Origin of the sequence: Streptomyces sp. NPDC048566 (assembly GCF_043199735.1) — a bacterium.
GTDB lineage: Bacteria > Actinomycetota > Actinomycetes > Streptomycetales > Streptomycetaceae > Streptomyces.
The window spans coordinates 12,465-27,366 of record NZ_JBICWL010000010.1; the positions used below are offsets into that span (position 1 = coordinate 12,465).

Annotated in this window: 18 protein-coding genes; 7 read left to right on the plus strand and 11 right to left on the minus strand. The window is 74.0% G+C overall.

The annotated features are described in order from the left end of the window. The first annotated feature begins 278 nt into the window (after positions 1–278). Positions 279–1,169 (plus strand): glycoside hydrolase family 19 protein, encoded by an 891-nt coding sequence (locus ACGFS9_RS17430; protein ID WP_393254070.1) that lies wholly within the window; start codon positions 279–281, stop codon positions 1,167–1,169. A 261-nt stretch (positions 1,170–1,430) separates the two neighbouring features. Here ACGFS9_RS17430 and ACGFS9_RS17435 read toward each other — a convergent pair whose 3' ends face one another. Then, positions 1,431–1,991: a hypothetical protein gene (locus ACGFS9_RS17435; RefSeq protein WP_393254072.1), complete on the minus strand. Its 561-nt coding sequence runs from the start codon at positions 1,989–1,991 to the stop codon at positions 1,431–1,433. Positions 1,992–2,670: 679 nt separating this feature from the next. Between ACGFS9_RS17435 and ACGFS9_RS17440 the strand changes: the two genes are divergently transcribed. Next, a complete protein-coding gene (locus tag ACGFS9_RS17440; RefSeq protein WP_393254074.1) occupies positions 2,671–3,090 on the plus strand; it encodes a VOC family protein in 420 nt (139 codons plus the stop codon). A gap of 291 nt (positions 3,091–3,381) precedes the next feature. Here ACGFS9_RS17440 and ACGFS9_RS17445 read toward each other — a convergent pair whose 3' ends face one another. The 4 genes from ACGFS9_RS17445 to ACGFS9_RS17460 form a co-directional block, all read right to left on the minus strand. After that, positions 3,382–3,828 carry a hypothetical protein gene (locus ACGFS9_RS17445; RefSeq protein WP_393254075.1) on the minus strand — a complete coding sequence of 149 codons (447 nt, stop codon included), beginning with the start codon at positions 3,826–3,828 and terminating at the stop codon, positions 3,382–3,384. A 126-nt stretch (positions 3,829–3,954) separates the two neighbouring features. Further along, positions 3,955–4,254 (minus strand): DUF5133 domain-containing protein, encoded by a 300-nt coding sequence (locus ACGFS9_RS17450; RefSeq protein WP_393254077.1) that lies wholly within the window; start codon positions 4,252–4,254, stop codon positions 3,955–3,957. Positions 4,255–4,285: 31 nt separating this feature from the next. After that, complete coding sequence (locus ACGFS9_RS17455) at positions 4,286–5,116, minus strand: SigB/SigF/SigG family RNA polymerase sigma factor (protein WP_393254078.1); 831 nt, start codon at positions 5,114–5,116, stop codon at positions 4,286–4,288. A gap of 464 nt (positions 5,117–5,580) precedes the next feature. Further along, a complete protein-coding gene (locus ACGFS9_RS17460) occupies positions 5,581–6,375 on the minus strand; it encodes a SigB/SigF/SigG family RNA polymerase sigma factor (protein WP_393254080.1) in 795 nt (264 codons plus the stop codon). A gap of 385 nt (positions 6,376–6,760) precedes the next feature. Between ACGFS9_RS17460 and ACGFS9_RS17465 the strand changes: the two genes are divergently transcribed. Further along, positions 6,761–6,949, plus strand: a complete 189-nt coding sequence (locus ACGFS9_RS17465) for a hypothetical protein (RefSeq protein WP_393254082.1) — start codon at positions 6,761–6,763, stop codon at positions 6,947–6,949. Continuing rightward, positions 6,946–7,215 carry a DUF4190 domain-containing protein gene (locus ACGFS9_RS17470; RefSeq protein WP_393254083.1) on the plus strand — a complete coding sequence of 90 codons (270 nt, stop codon included), beginning with the start codon at positions 6,946–6,948 and terminating at the stop codon, positions 7,213–7,215. Before ACGFS9_RS17465 ends, ACGFS9_RS17470 begins: the two co-directional genes overlap by 4 nt. 77 nt (positions 7,216–7,292) lie before the next feature. Here ACGFS9_RS17470 and ACGFS9_RS17475 read toward each other — a convergent pair whose 3' ends face one another. From ACGFS9_RS17475 to ACGFS9_RS17485, 3 genes are all read right to left on the minus strand, one after another. Beyond that, complete coding sequence (locus ACGFS9_RS17475; protein WP_393254370.1) at positions 7,293–7,571, minus strand: hypothetical protein; 279 nt, start codon at positions 7,569–7,571, stop codon at positions 7,293–7,295. Between the two features lie 724 nt (positions 7,572–8,295). Next, positions 8,296–8,610, minus strand: coding sequence for a WhiB family transcriptional regulator (locus tag ACGFS9_RS17480; protein ID WP_393254085.1), 315 nt, complete (start codon positions 8,608–8,610; stop codon positions 8,296–8,298). A gap of 292 nt (positions 8,611–8,902) precedes the next feature. Continuing rightward, positions 8,903–9,589 (minus strand): YoaK family protein, encoded by a 687-nt coding sequence (locus ACGFS9_RS17485; RefSeq protein WP_393254086.1) that lies wholly within the window; start codon positions 9,587–9,589, stop codon positions 8,903–8,905. A gap of 438 nt (positions 9,590–10,027) precedes the next feature. Here ACGFS9_RS17485 and ACGFS9_RS17490 point away from each other — a divergent pair, with 438 nt between their 5' ends. The 3 genes from ACGFS9_RS17490 (at position 10,028) to ACGFS9_RS17500 (ending at position 11,128) form a co-directional block, all read left to right on the plus strand. Further along, entirely contained in the window at positions 10,028–10,285 is a 258-nt protein-coding gene (locus ACGFS9_RS17490) for a hypothetical protein (protein WP_393254088.1), read from the plus strand. 287 nt (positions 10,286–10,572) lie between these two features. Next, positions 10,573–10,929, plus strand: a complete 357-nt coding sequence (locus ACGFS9_RS17495) for a PRC-barrel domain-containing protein (RefSeq protein WP_393254089.1) — start codon at positions 10,573–10,575, stop codon at positions 10,927–10,929. Between the two features lie 25 nt (positions 10,930–10,954). Beyond that, positions 10,955–11,128, plus strand: coding sequence for a hypothetical protein (locus tag ACGFS9_RS17500; protein ID WP_393254091.1), 174 nt, complete (start codon positions 10,955–10,957; stop codon positions 11,126–11,128). A 75-nt stretch (positions 11,129–11,203) separates the two neighbouring features. On the opposite strand, the gene ACGFS9_RS17505 is transcribed toward ACGFS9_RS17500, so the two are convergent. The 3 genes from ACGFS9_RS17505 to ACGFS9_RS17515 are packed head-to-tail and all read right to left on the minus strand — an operon-like array spanning position 11,204 to position 14,708. Further along, complete coding sequence (locus tag ACGFS9_RS17505) at positions 11,204–12,706, minus strand: pyridoxal phosphate-dependent decarboxylase family protein (protein WP_393254092.1); 1,503 nt, start codon at positions 12,704–12,706, stop codon at positions 11,204–11,206. Next, complete coding sequence (locus ACGFS9_RS17510; RefSeq protein WP_393254094.1) at positions 12,703–14,064, minus strand: MFS transporter; 1,362 nt, start codon at positions 14,062–14,064, stop codon at positions 12,703–12,705. The genes ACGFS9_RS17505 and ACGFS9_RS17510 overlap by 4 nt, the downstream gene beginning before the upstream one ends. Then, complete coding sequence (locus ACGFS9_RS17515; protein WP_393254096.1) at positions 14,061–14,708, minus strand: TetR/AcrR family transcriptional regulator; 648 nt, start codon at positions 14,706–14,708, stop codon at positions 14,061–14,063. Before ACGFS9_RS17515 ends, ACGFS9_RS17510 begins: the two co-directional genes overlap by 4 nt. Between the last annotated feature and the right edge of the window lie 194 nt (positions 14,709–14,902).

Here is a 14,902-nt window from a genome sequence, read left to right on the forward strand (position 1 = left end):
CTCACTCGCCACCCGGTCCCGGACTCTCACCCCCTCCGAACGGGGTGACGCAGGTCACGCCCCACTTGCCACCCTCCCGTGCCGGCCGGCAGTGCCAACGTTGTCACGACCGATTGGTCTACACCCTTGACTGGTACAGACCAAGCCGGTTGAGTGAGGCAGCACACACCCCCACCGCGGCCGCACCGGAAGCCGTGGCGCCGGCCTGCGCCGGCGCGTGCCGGCCGGCTCGCCCCGTGCCTTCCGGTGCGGCCCTGCCGCGCAAAGGAACTGATTCTGTGTCACGACGACGCGTGTCCTCCCTGCTGGCCGCCCTGCTGATCGGAACCGCCGCACCGGTGCTGCTTCCGGCCGCCGACGCCTCCGCCGCATCGTGTTCCAGCTATCCGAGTTGGGTGGCCGGGAAGTCCTACGCCACCGGCGACATCGTCCGCTACACCGACGGCAAGGCCTACGTCGCCGAGCACGACAACCCGGGCTACGACCCCACCATCAGCACCTGGTTCTGGGACCCCTACGCCTGCGACGGCGGATCGACCAACCCCTCCGAGGGCTTCGTGGTGAGCGAGGCGCAGTTCAACCAGATGTTCCCGGGGCGGAACTCCTTCTACACCTACAACGGGCTGAAGGCGGCACTGAGTTCGTACCCCGGCTTCGCCAAGACCGGCAGCGACACCGTCCGCCGGCAGGAGGCCGCCGCCTTCCTCGCCAACGTCAACCACGAGACGGGCGGCCTGGTCTACGTGGTGGAGCAGAACACCGCCAACTACCCGACGTACTGCGACTGGAGCCAGTGGTACGGCTGCCCGGCGGGCCAGTCCGCCTACTACGGGCGCGGGCCGATCCAGCTGAGCTGGAACTTCAACTACAAGGCGGCGGGCGAGGCGCTCGGCATCGACCTGCTGGGCAACCCCTGGCTCGTCCAGAACGACGCGGCCGTGGCGTGGAAGACGGGCCTCTGGTACTGGAACACCCAGTCGGGCCCCGGCACCATGACGCCGCACAACGCGATGGTCAACGGGGCGGGTTTCGGCCAGACGATCCGCAGCATCAACGGCTCCCTGGAGTGTGACGGCAGGAACCCCGCGCAGGTGCAGAGCCGCGTGGACGCCTACCGGCGGTTCACATCCATCCTCGGCGTGGCCCCGGGGTCCAATCTCTCCTGCTGAGCCGACGGGATCGACGCCACCGGAGCGGGGGAACGGGGCGGTTGCCTGCCGGCAGCCGCCCCGTTCCCCCGTCCACCAGCGCCGCCCACGTTCTCCCGCTGCCGCGGCCCGTCACGCGCTGGGGCCTCCGGCGGGAACCCGGTACGGTCGGGCCGCTGCCCGAGGGCCACGGCCGCTCGGCGTGCCACTCGGGGGCTCGACGGCCCTCGCGCGGAAGCCACCGCGCCCGCGGGCGGGGCCGAGACGCGGCGCGGCCGACCGTCAGGCCGCTCCCGGCGCCGCCCCCGTCCGTCGGCGCGCGTCCACCACCCGGCACAGCCAGTCCCCGACCGTGACGAAGTCCGCCGGGACAAGACCTCGCCGCGGGTCGACCCGGTGCAGCAGGGCCGGCCCCCGGTGATGCCGGGCCACCCATCCGCGGTCGGCGCCGGTGATCTCGTCGTCGAGCCAGACGAAGGGGCGTCCGGCGGCGCGGTCGACGAGGGTGCGCGTCTTCCAGTGGAGGCCCATCCGCACGTCTTCCTCCTCGAACGCGGACGCCTCGGGCCACACCACCACACCCAGCTCCGGTAGCCCGAGCCGCGGGGCCACGAAGGCGTTGGCGTCCGCCGACCAGGTGGTGGCCCACACCGGTTCGCAGGGCAGGGCGGCAAGCCGCGGCCCGTGTGCGGGATCGATCCGGCCGAGCAGCGGGTTCGCGCTCCCCGCCTCCTCCGCCACGAGCGGGTGGTCCCACGTCCTGTACGTCCACGGCCCGCCGAACGGGACGAGGGGTCCGTCGACGTCGAGGAAGAGCAGGGGAAGAGGCGGAGCGCCGGTCATGCTCGCAGGCTAGTGCCAGGAGACGGCGGCGTGGCCCGTCGTTCGGGGGATGTCGACGGGCCACGCCTGACTCCACCGTCCCACGGGTGGAGCGAGGGCGCGCGCATTGCCTGCAAACCGGTCACCATCACTCGACGCCCCGGAGTGCGGCGCGCGGCAGGGACCGCGGCCCCCTCCCCCTCACCACCTGCTCTCCTCTCCTTCGACGGGCGGGCAGTTGGGGCGCCGTGGCGGGCGATATCGGGCCTCCCCGGCCGCGGGACCGGACCCGCGCCGGGGAACGGCGACCAGCACGGTGAACCGCGGGTACGCGCCGACCACGGCGACGCGTCGAGCCACCGCGCATCGGGCCGCCGGACCCCGGCGGCCGGTAGACCCCCGCCGGGGAGCGGGCCGAGGCGCGGACAGCACCCGCCGCCGACACCGGAGCGGGCGTAGCTCCGCCGGCACTCTTCTGCGCACAGCTTCCACCAGCAACAGGAGAGTGGAGCCCGTGCCCGGCGAACCGCGCGGGGCCGGGGCGACGCGAGCCTGGCAGGGTGCGGACGGGTCGTGTGCCGCCGCGAACGGGTGGCGGTGCGGCGCCGCGCCGTGTTTGGCAGCACGCGGTGGTCCGCCGTGGAGGAGGGATCAGCCCTTAGGGTGCCGTTCTGACGAACCGTCACGAAAGGATCTTGCTGTGGGCTCTCGTCTCAACCCCTACATCAGCTTCTCCGGTGATGCCAGGCAGGCCATGACCTTCTACAAGGACGTCTTCGGCGGGGAGCTGACGCTCCACGAGTTCGGCTCCTTCGGCTCCGAGGCGCCTCCCGGGTACGGCGACAAGGTCATGCACGGCATGCTGGAGGCTCCGAACGGCTTCGTCCTCATGGGCGCCGATGTCCCGCCGGGGATGGAGCGGCGCGCGGGCAACAACTTCGCGGTCAGTCTGAGCGGCGACGACGCGGGCGAGCTGAGCGGCTACTGGGAGAAGCTGTCCCAGGACAGCGCGGTGGCCGTTCCCCTGGAGAAGCAGATGTGGGGGGACACCTTCGGCATGTGCACGGACCGCTTCGGCGTCGACTGGATGGTCAACATCACCGGGGCGCCGTCGGCCTGACCCTTCCCGCGGCTGGGCGCGGTGCCCGCTGACAGGCGCCCACCGCGCACCTTCGCCCCGGCCGCCTGCCGCTTTGGACAGGTCGGTGCGTCCGGCCGTGCCGTGCGGCCGGGTCGGGTGCCGCGCCCAGCCGTGCGGGGAACGCGAGCCCGGCCGCGTGCTCGTCGTCCGCGCGCTGCCCTGGCGACCACCGCGGCGACGTGGTCTCCCGAGGCGTCCGCAGGCCGGTTGCCCGAGCGGTCGGGGCGGGCGGTTGTGACGCCGCGGGGCTCGGTGTCGACGCCGCGGGGCTCAGGTGTCGGGGTGGCCCGGGTGGCCGCCGGTCCGCCGTCTCGCCTTCAGCTCCGCCTCGAAGAGGTGGTCGACTCCGTCGGCGAGCGCCTGTCGCGCCCCGGCCTCCGTGTCCTTGAACGGCTGGTAGTAGGTGGCGTCGTACTCCTCGACGAGCTGGAAGGTCCAGTGGCCGGGGACGACGTTGCGGCCCACCAGGTCGTGTTCGACCCGGTCGGCCCACCGGCCGTGCCCCGCTTCCCGCAGGAGCCGCACGACGCGGTCCAGCTCGAAGTCGGCGCCACCGGTCAGCTGGTGGAACGCGTACAGGTGCCCGCGGGCCCGTTCGGTGGTCTCCAGCGCCTTCGACAGTGCGCCGAGGGCCTCCACCGTGGCGTCCGAGACCCCGGGCGGCCGCCGGCGGTCCGGAGCGGTGGAGCGGTCGTTTTCGTCCATGGGTCCGTTCATGGGTTCATGGTGTCCCTACCGGCGGTGCCGCCACCCGTCGAGGACCGCGACCCTCCTCCCCCACCCGGCCCGACGGCCGGCCGGGGCCCGTGGGGGGCCCGGCCGGCCGCCGACGACTGCCCGGAATCAGGAAGGGGTCGGCTCGGTGGCGCGTGCGTTGGTGCCTCGGCGCGCGGCGGGGCCGGCCCCTCCCGCCACCACCACGCGCCGCACCGGGGACGATGCGCCGGCGGTCCGGGCGAGGTACGCGCGAGCGGTGTCCAGAGCGTCGGCGACCTCCCGCGTTCCCGTGGAGACGCAGAGCGTGTACGCGAGGTCCCGCAGGCGCGCGCCGGGTGCCGACGCACCGGCGAGGGTCTCCTCGGCCAGAAGGGTCTCGTACTCCTCGACGAGCCGGCGGAGAGTGGCGGGGAGGGGCATCAGCATCGCTGGGACTCCTTGGTGGTGGGGGGAGCTGTCACGAGGTGGAACGGCTTCGGGAGCACGGGCCCAGCGCCTCCTTGCGGACCTGGGCGCAGCTGCGGGTGATGAGCCGGGAGACGTGCATCTGGGAGATGCCGAGCCGGTCGGCGATGCCGCTCTGCGTCATGTCCTCGAAGAACCGCATGTACAGGATGGCCCGCTCCCGTTCGGGCAGCCTGCGCAGTTCGCTCTTGGCGGCCTCGCGATCGACCACGGTGTCGTACGAGGGAACGGCCTCCCCCAGGGTGTCGCCGAGGCTGTAGCCGTCGTCCCCGGTGGCCAGTTCGGCGTCCAGCGAGAGCGTGCTGAAGCTTTCGAGCGCTTCGAGGCCGGCGCCGACCTCCTCCTCGGTCAGGCCCGTGTGCGCGGCGAGGTCGGCGGGGGTGGGCTCGGGGGTGCCGGGGCGTTCGAGGAGTTCCCGGCGCGCCACGCGTACACGGTTGCGCAGCTCCTGCACCCGCCGGGGCACGCGCAGGGCCCACATCCGGTCCCGGAAGTGGCGCTTCACCTCGCCGGTGATGGTGGGCACGGCGTAGCTCTCGAAGGCGCCCCGGGAGGGGTCGAACCGGTCGACGGCCTTCACCAGTCCGAGGGCGGCGACCTGGCGCAGGTCCTCGACGGCCTCGCCCCGGTCCCGGAACCGGCCGGCGATGCGATGGGCCATGGGGAGCCACAGGGCGACCAGTTCGTCGCGTACGGCGTCCCGCTGCGGGCCGTCGTCGAGTTCGGCGAGCCGCTCGAAGAGGGCGCCGGCTTCGGGGGTGTCGTCGTGGGCACGGCGCGCCGGAACGGAGGTGACCTGGTGGTGCGGTCGGGCTGTGCTCATGTGGGTACTCACGCGGATTCGCTCCTGCACGGGAGTCCGGGACGTGCGCGAGTGATCCGCGCTCACGGCCCGGTCGACGGGTAGGGGGAGCCGGGCGAGGCGGGTCCGGAACCGCGGACGAGGCCGCAGCCGCCGGGGAGAGCCCCACTCGGCATGCGCCTCCAGTCCGAAGCACGAACGTCCGAGTGCCCCTCCATCCCACCCGCAAACACCGTCCGCGCGATCGGGGCGGAAAGGTGGTCCCGCGGGGTCCGCGGGCGGGCGCGCGGCGTTCCCGGTGCGGCGGTCCGCGGGCGGTCCCGTGGCAATCGGGGGCGCGGAACGGGTTTGGACGCGGCTCAGCCCGGTAGTCCGGTGGTGGTGGGTTGCTGGCCAGCCGCTCCCGGGAGGGTTCGGCAGTGAGCCCACCACCGGCCGCCCGATCGGCTTCATTGGCGGGCGGCCGGTCCCTTGTCCGGGCGGGGTCAGGTCGGGTCGGAGAGGATCTGCTCCCGCAGATCGGCGCAGCAGCCGCTGATCAACCGCGACACGTGCATCTGGGAGACACCGAGTTCGCGCGCGATGTCACTCTGCGTCATACCGCGGAAGAAGCGCAGGTAGAGGATGGTCTGCTCGCGTCGGGGCAGCCGGCTGAGGGCCGGCCGCACCGCTTCGCGGTCGACCACGAGGTCGTACCCCGCGTCGTCCTCACCGAGGCCGTCCGCGAGGGAGTATCCGTCGTCGCCGGCGGTGAGTTCGGCGTCCAGGGAGAGTGTGGCGTAGCTCTCCAGCGCTTCCAGGCCGCTGCGCACCTCGTCCTCCGTCAGCCGGGTGTACGCGGCGAGCTCGGCGAGCGTCGGCCCACGCCCCTCGTTCTGCGCTGTGAGGTCCTTGATGGCCACGCGCACCCGGTTGCGGGCCTCCTGGACGCGTCGCGGAACGTGGAGTACCCACATGTGGTCGCGGAAGTGCCGCTTGATCTCTCCGGCGATGGTCGGCACCGCGTAGCTCTCGAAGGCGTGGCCGCGTTCGGGGCGGTAGCGGTCGACCGCCTTGACCAGACCCAGGGCGGCCACCTGGGTGAGGTCCTCCAGGGTCTCGCCGCGTCCGCGGTACCGGACGGCGATGCGGTGCGCCATGGGCATCCATGCCTGCACGATCTCGTCGCGCAGCGCCCGCCGCTCCGGCCCGTCCGGGAGATCTGCCAGCCGCTGGAAGGCGGCGTCGGTGTCGGGGGCGTCGTCGTGCGGATGGCGCTTCAGAGTGCTCGTGGTGTGCATGTGCTGACAGCTCCCTCGCGGGTTGCTGACGGGACAGAACCCCGCGGGAGAGCACGGCGCGACACTCTCGGGACACACCCGCACGGCGGAGCCGAGCACTCCCACGGACGTGCCTTCTGTCCGAAGCACTCCAGGTCGATTTCCCCCCTTTTCGCATGATAAACCCGTCTGCCGTGGCCGCGACGCGCCGTGACCGCGCCTCGGGCGTCCCGGCGGCGAGTCCGTGGCGGAGCGCCGCCGGCCGGTCACCCACCGCTTCCCGGCCGGGTCCGCGCCCGGAACGGGGCCGTCCGGCCGCGAAGGTGTTTTCCCGCGGGGAAGCCCGGGCACCCGGAGCCCCGGTGATCGCCCGTCCGTGTTGCCCCGCGCATACAGAAGGAGACCCATGCTGTTCCTCGTCGCCGCGCTGCTCCTCCTCGGCGTTGTGGTGGGCGCCGCGGCCCACCTGCCGTTGCCGGTCACCCTGGTGGCCGCCGCGGTCATCGGCTGCTGGCTGCTGTTCTACGGGCTGCGCAGCCACCGCGGCACCACGTCCCGGCAGACCACCGGCTTCGGCGGCGGGGAGGCACGATGAGCGAGTCCGCCCACTCGGCTTCCCGCGGGCAGTCCCGGCGCGACCCCTACAGCTACGCCGTGGCGTCGTTCGTCCTCGGACTGGTCGGCCTGCTGGTGTTCAACATAGTGCTGGGCCCGACCGCGGTCGTCCTCGGTCTCGTCGCCCTGCACCGGGGCACCCTGCATCGCCACCGGGCCTACCTGGGCATCCTGCTCGGCGTGGCCGATCTCGTGGTGCTCGCCGCGGTGACCGCGGCGGACCACAGCGTCGCCTGGCACATCTGAGGCGAACGCCCCCACCAGAGGGGTGCCCCGCGCGCTGCAAACGGGACGGCGTACGGCGAACCGGCCGCCCGCGGGGCTCAGGGTGCGTCGCCCGCCCAGTCGAAGAACATCGGATGGCCGGGGCGCGGGTCGTACAGGGCGCGCGCCCCCGGCCCGAACTGGCCCAGCTCCGTCTCCAGCGCCACTCCGACGGATATCTCCTCGGGCGTCCGGCCGGTGATGTCGAGCAGGAGGCCGTCCAGCGGTCCGCCGACGAGCTCGGCGTAGTCCCGCCCGCGCTGCGGGCCCTGCCGGGGGTCGTCGTGATCAGCTCCGTACACCCGGCCGCGCAGCAGGCGTTCGTCGTCCTTGTCCATGCCCTCCACCATGGCAGCCGCCACTGACATCGCGAGTCGTACGGGCAGCCGGGCCGCTCGGCACCCGGCGGCACGCGTCGACCGGCCGGTGCCGTCCGCCGCTCGGGGCGGAGCGGTCACGCCTTCGCCCCCGGCTGCTCCGTTCGGGTGACGGGAGACCGGCGCAGGCCCGGAACAGCGGTGTGGGCGCGATGCGGTCGCTTCGCCTCAGGTCCCGCCGTGACAGGCCGCGGGGCGTCACGTCGGCGCCTGCCCCGGCCGGGCGCCGGCACCGCCGTCCGGCCGCCTTCAGATCGCCGCCGGAGGGCGTACGGGCCGCAACGCGTCCGTCCGCCGTCCGAACGAGTTCGCGCTCCCTGCCCGGGCCACCGCACCGAACCCGCGGGGCCGGGCCCCGGCCCGCCCCCGACGGAACCTCTCCGCGGGCCCACTGGGCTTCGCCGCCGCCTGCGCCCCGGCGTGGCCGATGACGGGGCGGGCCACCGCACCCGCCACGGGGAGGGGCCGCGTCCGGTGGTGTCCGGAAGTCCCCCGCCCAGGTCCGTGCGCGCCCGCGGACGCGGACTCAACCGATCTGCCCGTCGGGCCGGTTGACGTGGGAGCGGCCCCCGGCAGGTCCGCCGGCCTCCCGCGCCCCGGTCTCCCGCGCCCCGTCCTCGCTTCACCGTGCGACGGTCCTCGCGGCGAGCGGTCCGCGGCGCCGCTCGGCACGCGGGCCGCCGCGTCAACTCGCCCGCGATACCGCCACCCCGACGCGTCCGCCGGCCCGCTCGTGTTCCACCCGGGCCGTCTCCAGAAGGTGCCGCCAGGAGGTGACCGTGGGCCGGCGGCGCAGCAGCGCCCGGCGTTCCCGCTCGGTCATGCCGCCCCACACGCCGTGCTCGATGCGCTGGTCGAGCGCGTAGGAGAGGCACTCCGTGAGTACGGGACAGCCACTGCACAGCGCTTTGGCACGGTTCTGCGCCGCGCCTTCGACGAACAGCTCGTCAGGGTCGGCCTTCCGGCACAGCCCTCGGTCGCTCCAGTCGGTGCTCGCCATCTCGTGATGCCGTCCTCTCCCCTGGCCCTGCGCCTGCGAGTTGCCCCCTTGCCGTGAGCAACAGGCATATGACACTACGCCTTTCAGGAATCGTCACTCCATCTGCGGTCCTTCACCACACCTTCGGGTGATCGAAGGTTGCCTCCGGCGCGCGAAAGCGCTAAAGAAGCGCATCCCGGATCAAACAGCGTCAGACGATCGCCACAGGTCGACGTCCCGGGTTTCCGGATTCGTCTGATCCTGGACTCCCGTTGAGTGCCGACGACCGCGCCCGGGCGGCGCCGGGGCGGTGTCAGGGTGCGTCGTGCCCGGTTCCCGCACCCCGCGCGACGGCCGCCCACGCGATCGTCACCAGCGCCGCGGCGACCGCCGGAGCACCGAGCCGGGCCCACCGCACGGCGAGGCCGCCGAGCGCCGCACCGGCCGGGATGAGGACGATGATCAGGCCCACGTGCCGGTCGAACCTCCCGGTCCGCAGCGTCCGCGTCACCAGACCGGTGATCGCCCCGGTCATGTAGGCCGTCGTCTCGGCGCCGCCGGTGACCACCCGTACGGCACCGTTCTGACATCCCATCGCCAGTGAACTCGCCGCCAGCAGCACCGCTCGCGAAGCGCCTTCCGGCGCGCCGCCCGCGCTCAGCCAGACGATCCATCCGCCCCAGAGCAGAAGGCACTCGACGAGGAGGGCCGCGCGCAGGCCACCGGTCCCCCGGCGTCCGCGGCCCAGCACGGTCTTCCCGCCGACCACGACACCCAGCACGTAGGCCACGATCGCCAGTGCGGCGAGCCGGGCCGTGCCGGGGTGCCCGCTGCCGAGGCCCAGCCCCAGCAACGCGAGGTTGGCCGTCATGACGCTGGTGAACACCCCGCCGAGGGCCAGGAACCCGACCGCGTTGACGCTGCCGGCCGAGGCGGTGAGCAGGTAATGCGCCGTCCGGTCCAGCGCCGGGGCGGCGGGACGTCCGGACTCAGCGGGCATCGCTCCTCCGTTCACCGCGCCGGGTGCCGTCGCGCGCCACCGGGAAAACCCCGGAGGACCGCGGCGGAACGACGCCGCAGCCGCGGGTCTCCCACGCTATCGGCGTCTCGGGCAGGACGCCCGGCCTGCGGGGCGACCGGGCGCCGGCGCCTGCGGAACCGGCGTCGCGCCCTGTCGTGCGGGACACCGGGGTGCCGGGTCCACCCCGTCGCGCGGGCCCTCGGCGGGCGGTGATGGGTCGCCGCCCCGCGTGCGGGCCGGGCGCCCGCGCTCGCGACGTGACCGGGTACCGCGGCGGGCCCCGGGCGGACGGATGCCGGGACGCGTACCCCACGCCGGGGAGGACGACTGGGCCAGGCGGTGGACGGCCGACTTCGGTCCGCGGCCCGCCGTGCGCCTCTCCCACGACCGGCGGGAAAGGTACTTCAATACCGTCACATGACGACCGAACCGCAGCGCTTCACGATTCTGCTGGTCCCCGAACACCTGGCCGCAGGGGGCGGTGCCGCTCCCGAGGAGTCCGCGGTGCGTTCGGCGGTCGTCGAGGCGACCGGGGAGACGGGCGCGACCGGCTACCCGCGCTACGCGGGCGAAGGAGTCGTCGCCGACATCGACCCCCGTACCCGCGCGGTCGAGGGCGTGCTGGTCGACGGCGCGGAACTCGACTACGGGATCGCCGCCGTGATCGCTTCCTGAGCGAGCGGGGCACCCCACGGCCCGCCGGGCCCGCGGGCCGCCCGAAGGACCCGCCCGGCGCACTCTTCCCGTACCCCGGCCCGCAGGTCCCGCTGCCTCTCGCACCCGGACGGACGCCGCGGTGGTTCCCGCACTCCCGCCGCGGCGGACCGCACCGCCCGCGCACGCGAGCGACGCGGTCCGAGCGCGGTACCCGCACGTCAGCCGCGCCTTCCGGGCAGGACTACCGGGGAGGCGCAGGGGCATCAGGCCTACGATCGGGGGTACTCCGACTATGGAGGTTTCAGATGTTCGAGGCAGGTGACATCCGCGAGTGGCGTGGCCACGACGTGGTGGACCCGGGCGGCCACAAGATCGGCGTCCTGGAGTCCGTCTACGTGGACACGGCGACCGACGATCCGTCCTTCGCCACGGTGACGGTGGGCATCCCCACGCGCCGCCGCCTGGTGTTCGTCCCGCTCGACGGCGCGACCGTCGGCCCCGGATATCTGAAGGTCGTCCACGACAAGAACCTCGTGAAGAAGGCGCCCTCGATCGGCACGGACGGCGTGCTGCCGGCCGAGGACGAGCCCGAGGTCTTCGCGCACTACGAACTCGACTACAGCCCGGGCATCAAGGGCGAGCGTCGACTCGCCCGCCGTTGAACCGTCACAGCAGCCTGGAGAACCGATGAGCCTGTTCCTCTTCCTGGTCCTCGCCGCCGTCGTCCTGGGCATCATCGGGGTCGCCGTGCACGGCCTCTTCTACCTGCTCGTCATCGGCTGCTTCGTGTTCCTCGCCGCCCTCGGCTACGCCGCGATGCGCTTCCGCCGCGGCGGGCGGAGGCAGCGCATCGTGCGCTGACCGGTCGAGTCGCCCCCGCACCTGCGGCACCGGCCGCGCCGACCCGGTTCGGCGCGGCCGGTGCCGTGTTCGTGTTCAGCCGCCCAGCCAGGGGCTGTAGAGCGCGGACAGGAACCGGGTGACGACGACCTCGCGCGTGGCCGGCGGGAGGGCGTCGAGGAGCCGGTTGACCGGGGCCATGCGGGCCGCCCCGTCACCGGTGGGGTCGATGCCCGCCGCGGGGAGGAGCGCCGCGAACGAGGCGTTGTCCAGCGCGCCGAGGTCCGTCTGCCGCAGCAGGTCGACGAGGTCCGCGGGCGGTGCGGGGGGCCCGAGGGGCCGGACGGCGTCGACCGCGTCGCGCAGGACGGACAGCAGGCCGTCGACGCCCTGCTCGCTGACTCCCGTCAGGGTCAGGTGCAGGTTGGCGGGCAGCGCGTCGAGACGGAGCTGAGGCTGGAGGAAGTAGCCGCGGGCGCGGGTCTCGTCGGCGAGGGCGAACAGGTCAAGCGGGGTCCCGGCGGCCGGGTCGGTGGCTATCGCCACGAGGGTGGCGTCGGGGTGCCCGAGGACGCGCAGGCCGTCGATGGCCTCCACTCCGGCGATCAGCCGGCGGGTCGCGGCCAGCGCGGCGCGGCCGAGTTCGCGGTAGCCGTCCGCGCCGAGGGACTGGAGGGTGGCCCAGGCACCGGCGAGCGGGCCGGCCCCCTTGCTGCTCTGGACGGTGGAGTTGACGACCGTGTAGCCCGGCCATTCGGCGCAGGCGTAGTAGGCGCCCAGACGCATCGCCTCGTCGCGGAACAGCAGGACCGAGGCCCCCTTCGGCGCGTAGCCGAACTTGTGCAGGTCGCACGAGAGGGAGGTGACGCCGGGGACGGACAGGTCGAAGGCGGGGACCGGGGCGCCGGCGTCCGCGAGCCAGGGCAGCAGCCAGCCTCCGACGCAGGCGTCGACGTGGCAGGGGACACCGCGCGCGGCGGCGTCGGCGGCGATCTCGGCGACCGGGTCCACGACGCCGTGCGCGTAGGAGGGGGCCGAGGCGACGACGAGGACGGTGTTCTCGTTGCACAGGGCGGCGACGGCCGCGGGGTCGGCGCGATAGGTCGAGGGGTCGACCGGTGCGCTGCGGACCGTGACCCGCAGATAGGCGCCCGCCTTGTGGAAGGCCGCGTGCGCGGTGACGGGGACGACGATCTCCGGGGCGGTGAGGTCGGGGCGGGCGTCGCGGGCCGCCTTCACGGCCAGCATGATCGACTCGGTGCCGCCACTGGTGAAGATTCCCGGGGTGCCGTCGCCGCCGCCGAGGCGGGAGGCCGTCGCGCCGACGACCTGGCGCTCCAGGGCGACGATGCTGGGGAACGCCGTCGGGTCGAGGCCGTTGACCTCCAGCATCGCCAGGTAGGCCTGTTCGGCGGTGTCACGGACCTCGGGACGGCCGCTGTCGTAGACATAGGCGGTGGTGTGGCCGTCGCGGGTGGGGAGGTCGGCCGCCGTCAGGCCGGCCAGCTCGGCGAGGAGTTCGGGGCCGGGGCGGCCCTTCTCGGGCAGGCCGGGGTGGGCCGGCCGCTCGCCGGTGGGGGCTTGGCGGGGAATCGTCATCGGGAGGGTTCCGTTTCTCGCGGGGCGCGGCGGCGGCCGTAGGCGCGCAGGGCGGGCAGGGAGAGCAGCATGAGTGCGGCGGGGATCAGGCTGAAGCCGAGCAGGATGCCGGTCCGCGCGGTGGCGGTCTGGGCGACGGGGTGGTCCAGGGTCGAGGAGACGAAGCCGCCGGCGGCCAGGGCCACGGCGTAGGCGCCGGGCCCGGCGGCGAGGCCGAAGGTCTCCCCGGCGGTCCAGAGTCCGGTGAACGCGCCGGACTGGATCCGGCCGGTCCGGGCGCGGTCGGCGTGCACGGTGTCGGGCAGCAGGGCGAGCGGCAGGACCTGGAGGGCGGCGTAGCAGACGCCGAGCAGGGCGCAGAGGGCGAGGGTCGCGGCGACGGCGTGGGTCCCGCTGCCGGCGGCGGGCAGCAGGGCGGTGGCGCCGAGCGCGTAGCCGCAGGTGGCGACGGTGAGGCAGCGCAGTCGTCCCCAGCGTCCCGCCGCCTTCGCCCACAGGGGTACGGCGACGGCGCTCGGCGCGACCAGGCAGACGAAGAGGAGCGAGGTGAGACCGTACGCGCCGAGCCGGTAGGTGGCGACGTACGGAGCGGCGGCCAGCATGATCGCCACGGCCGCGGCCTGGAGGACGAACGCGGCCAGCAGGGCGAAGAAGGCCCGGTTGCCGCGAGCGGTGCGGAAGGCCGCGACGAGGCCGAGGGGCTCGGGTCCGGGACGTGAGCGCACCCAGCGGGTCCCGAGCGCGGGTACGAGCAGGACGGCCCCGATGCCGGTGCCCACGACCAGCGCCATCACCGCGTAGCCGGTCCGGCCGCCGCCCGCGCGGTCGACCAGGAGTGGCGCGGCTCCGCCCGCGACCAGGATGCCGAGGGTGAGGAAGACGATGCGCCACACCATGATGCGGGTGCGTACCGCGGGGAGGGGCGACATCTCGGTGGGCAGGGCGACGTAGGGCACCTGGAAGAGGGCGAAGGCGCTGGCGGCGAGGACGAAGGTGACGGCCACCCAGATCGCCGCGCCCGCACCGGTCGTCGGTGCCAGGAACATGGCCGCGAACGTCGCGGGCAGGGCGAGCGCGCCGGCGAGGAGCAGCCGGGTCCTGCCGCCGGTGCGGACCGCCTCGCGGTCGCTGGCGGCGCCGACCAGGGGGTTGAACAGGGCATCCCACGCCTTGGGCAGCGCGACCACCAGTCCGGCGACTCCGGCGGGAACGGCGAGCGCGTCGGTCATGAAGTAGAGGAGGAGCAGCCCGGGGACGGTGGCGAACAGGCCCGTGCCGACGGAGCCGAGGCCGTAGGCGAGAAGGCGGCGGCGGGTCAGCCGGCCGACGGTGACCTCCGGGAGCGCGGCGGTCGTCATCCGTGGTCCCGCGGGCCCGTTGCCGGGGTGGCGAGTCCGAGGCCGCGCAGGACGAGTCCGTGCAGGTGGGCGCGGAAGCGGGGCACCTCGGCGCGGACGACGGATCGGCAGAAGCCGTGGATGCTCCACAGCACCGTCCACACGGTCATCTCGACGTCGGCGGGCAGGGCGGCTGCCTCCGGCCGCGGGGCGAGGGCCTCGCCCACCGTGTCGCGGACCGCGTCGATGAGCGGCCGTGCGTAGGACGCCTCCAGATCGGCGAACTCGGCGGCGTCCGCCAGCCAGCGGCGCATCCACAGGGCGGGGATGTGCGGCTGGTCGAGGCAGAAGTCGAGGTAGCGGTCGAGGAGTCCGGTGACGGCCGCGACCGGGTCGGTGGGCGCCAGCGTCCGGAAGGCCGTGAGCGCGTCCGCCAGCACGCGTTGTTCGGCGAGGTGGGCGCGGAGCATGACCTCGCGGTAGAGATCGGGCTTGCCTCCGACGTGGTAGGCGACGGTGGCCATGTTCAGGCCGGCATCCGCGGCGATCCGCCGGGTGGAGGTGCCGTCGTATCCGTGATCGGCGAAGAGCGCGGTGGCGGCGGCGATGATGCGCTCGCGGCTGGCCTCGGCGGGCGGCGGCGCGGTGGGCGGGTGCTCGGGCATGGCGGGGAGACTACGCGGGCGACCGCCATCTATCAATCGATTGATGGAGACTCTTTTTTCGTGCGGCGCCCCGGCGGAGACGACGGCCCCGCGGGCGACGCGGGGCCGTCGTCTGCCGGCCCCGTCGCCGTCGCCACCACCACGGCGATCTCCCCGCGCCTCGGCACGCCCTCACACGGCGTCATCCGCTCTGC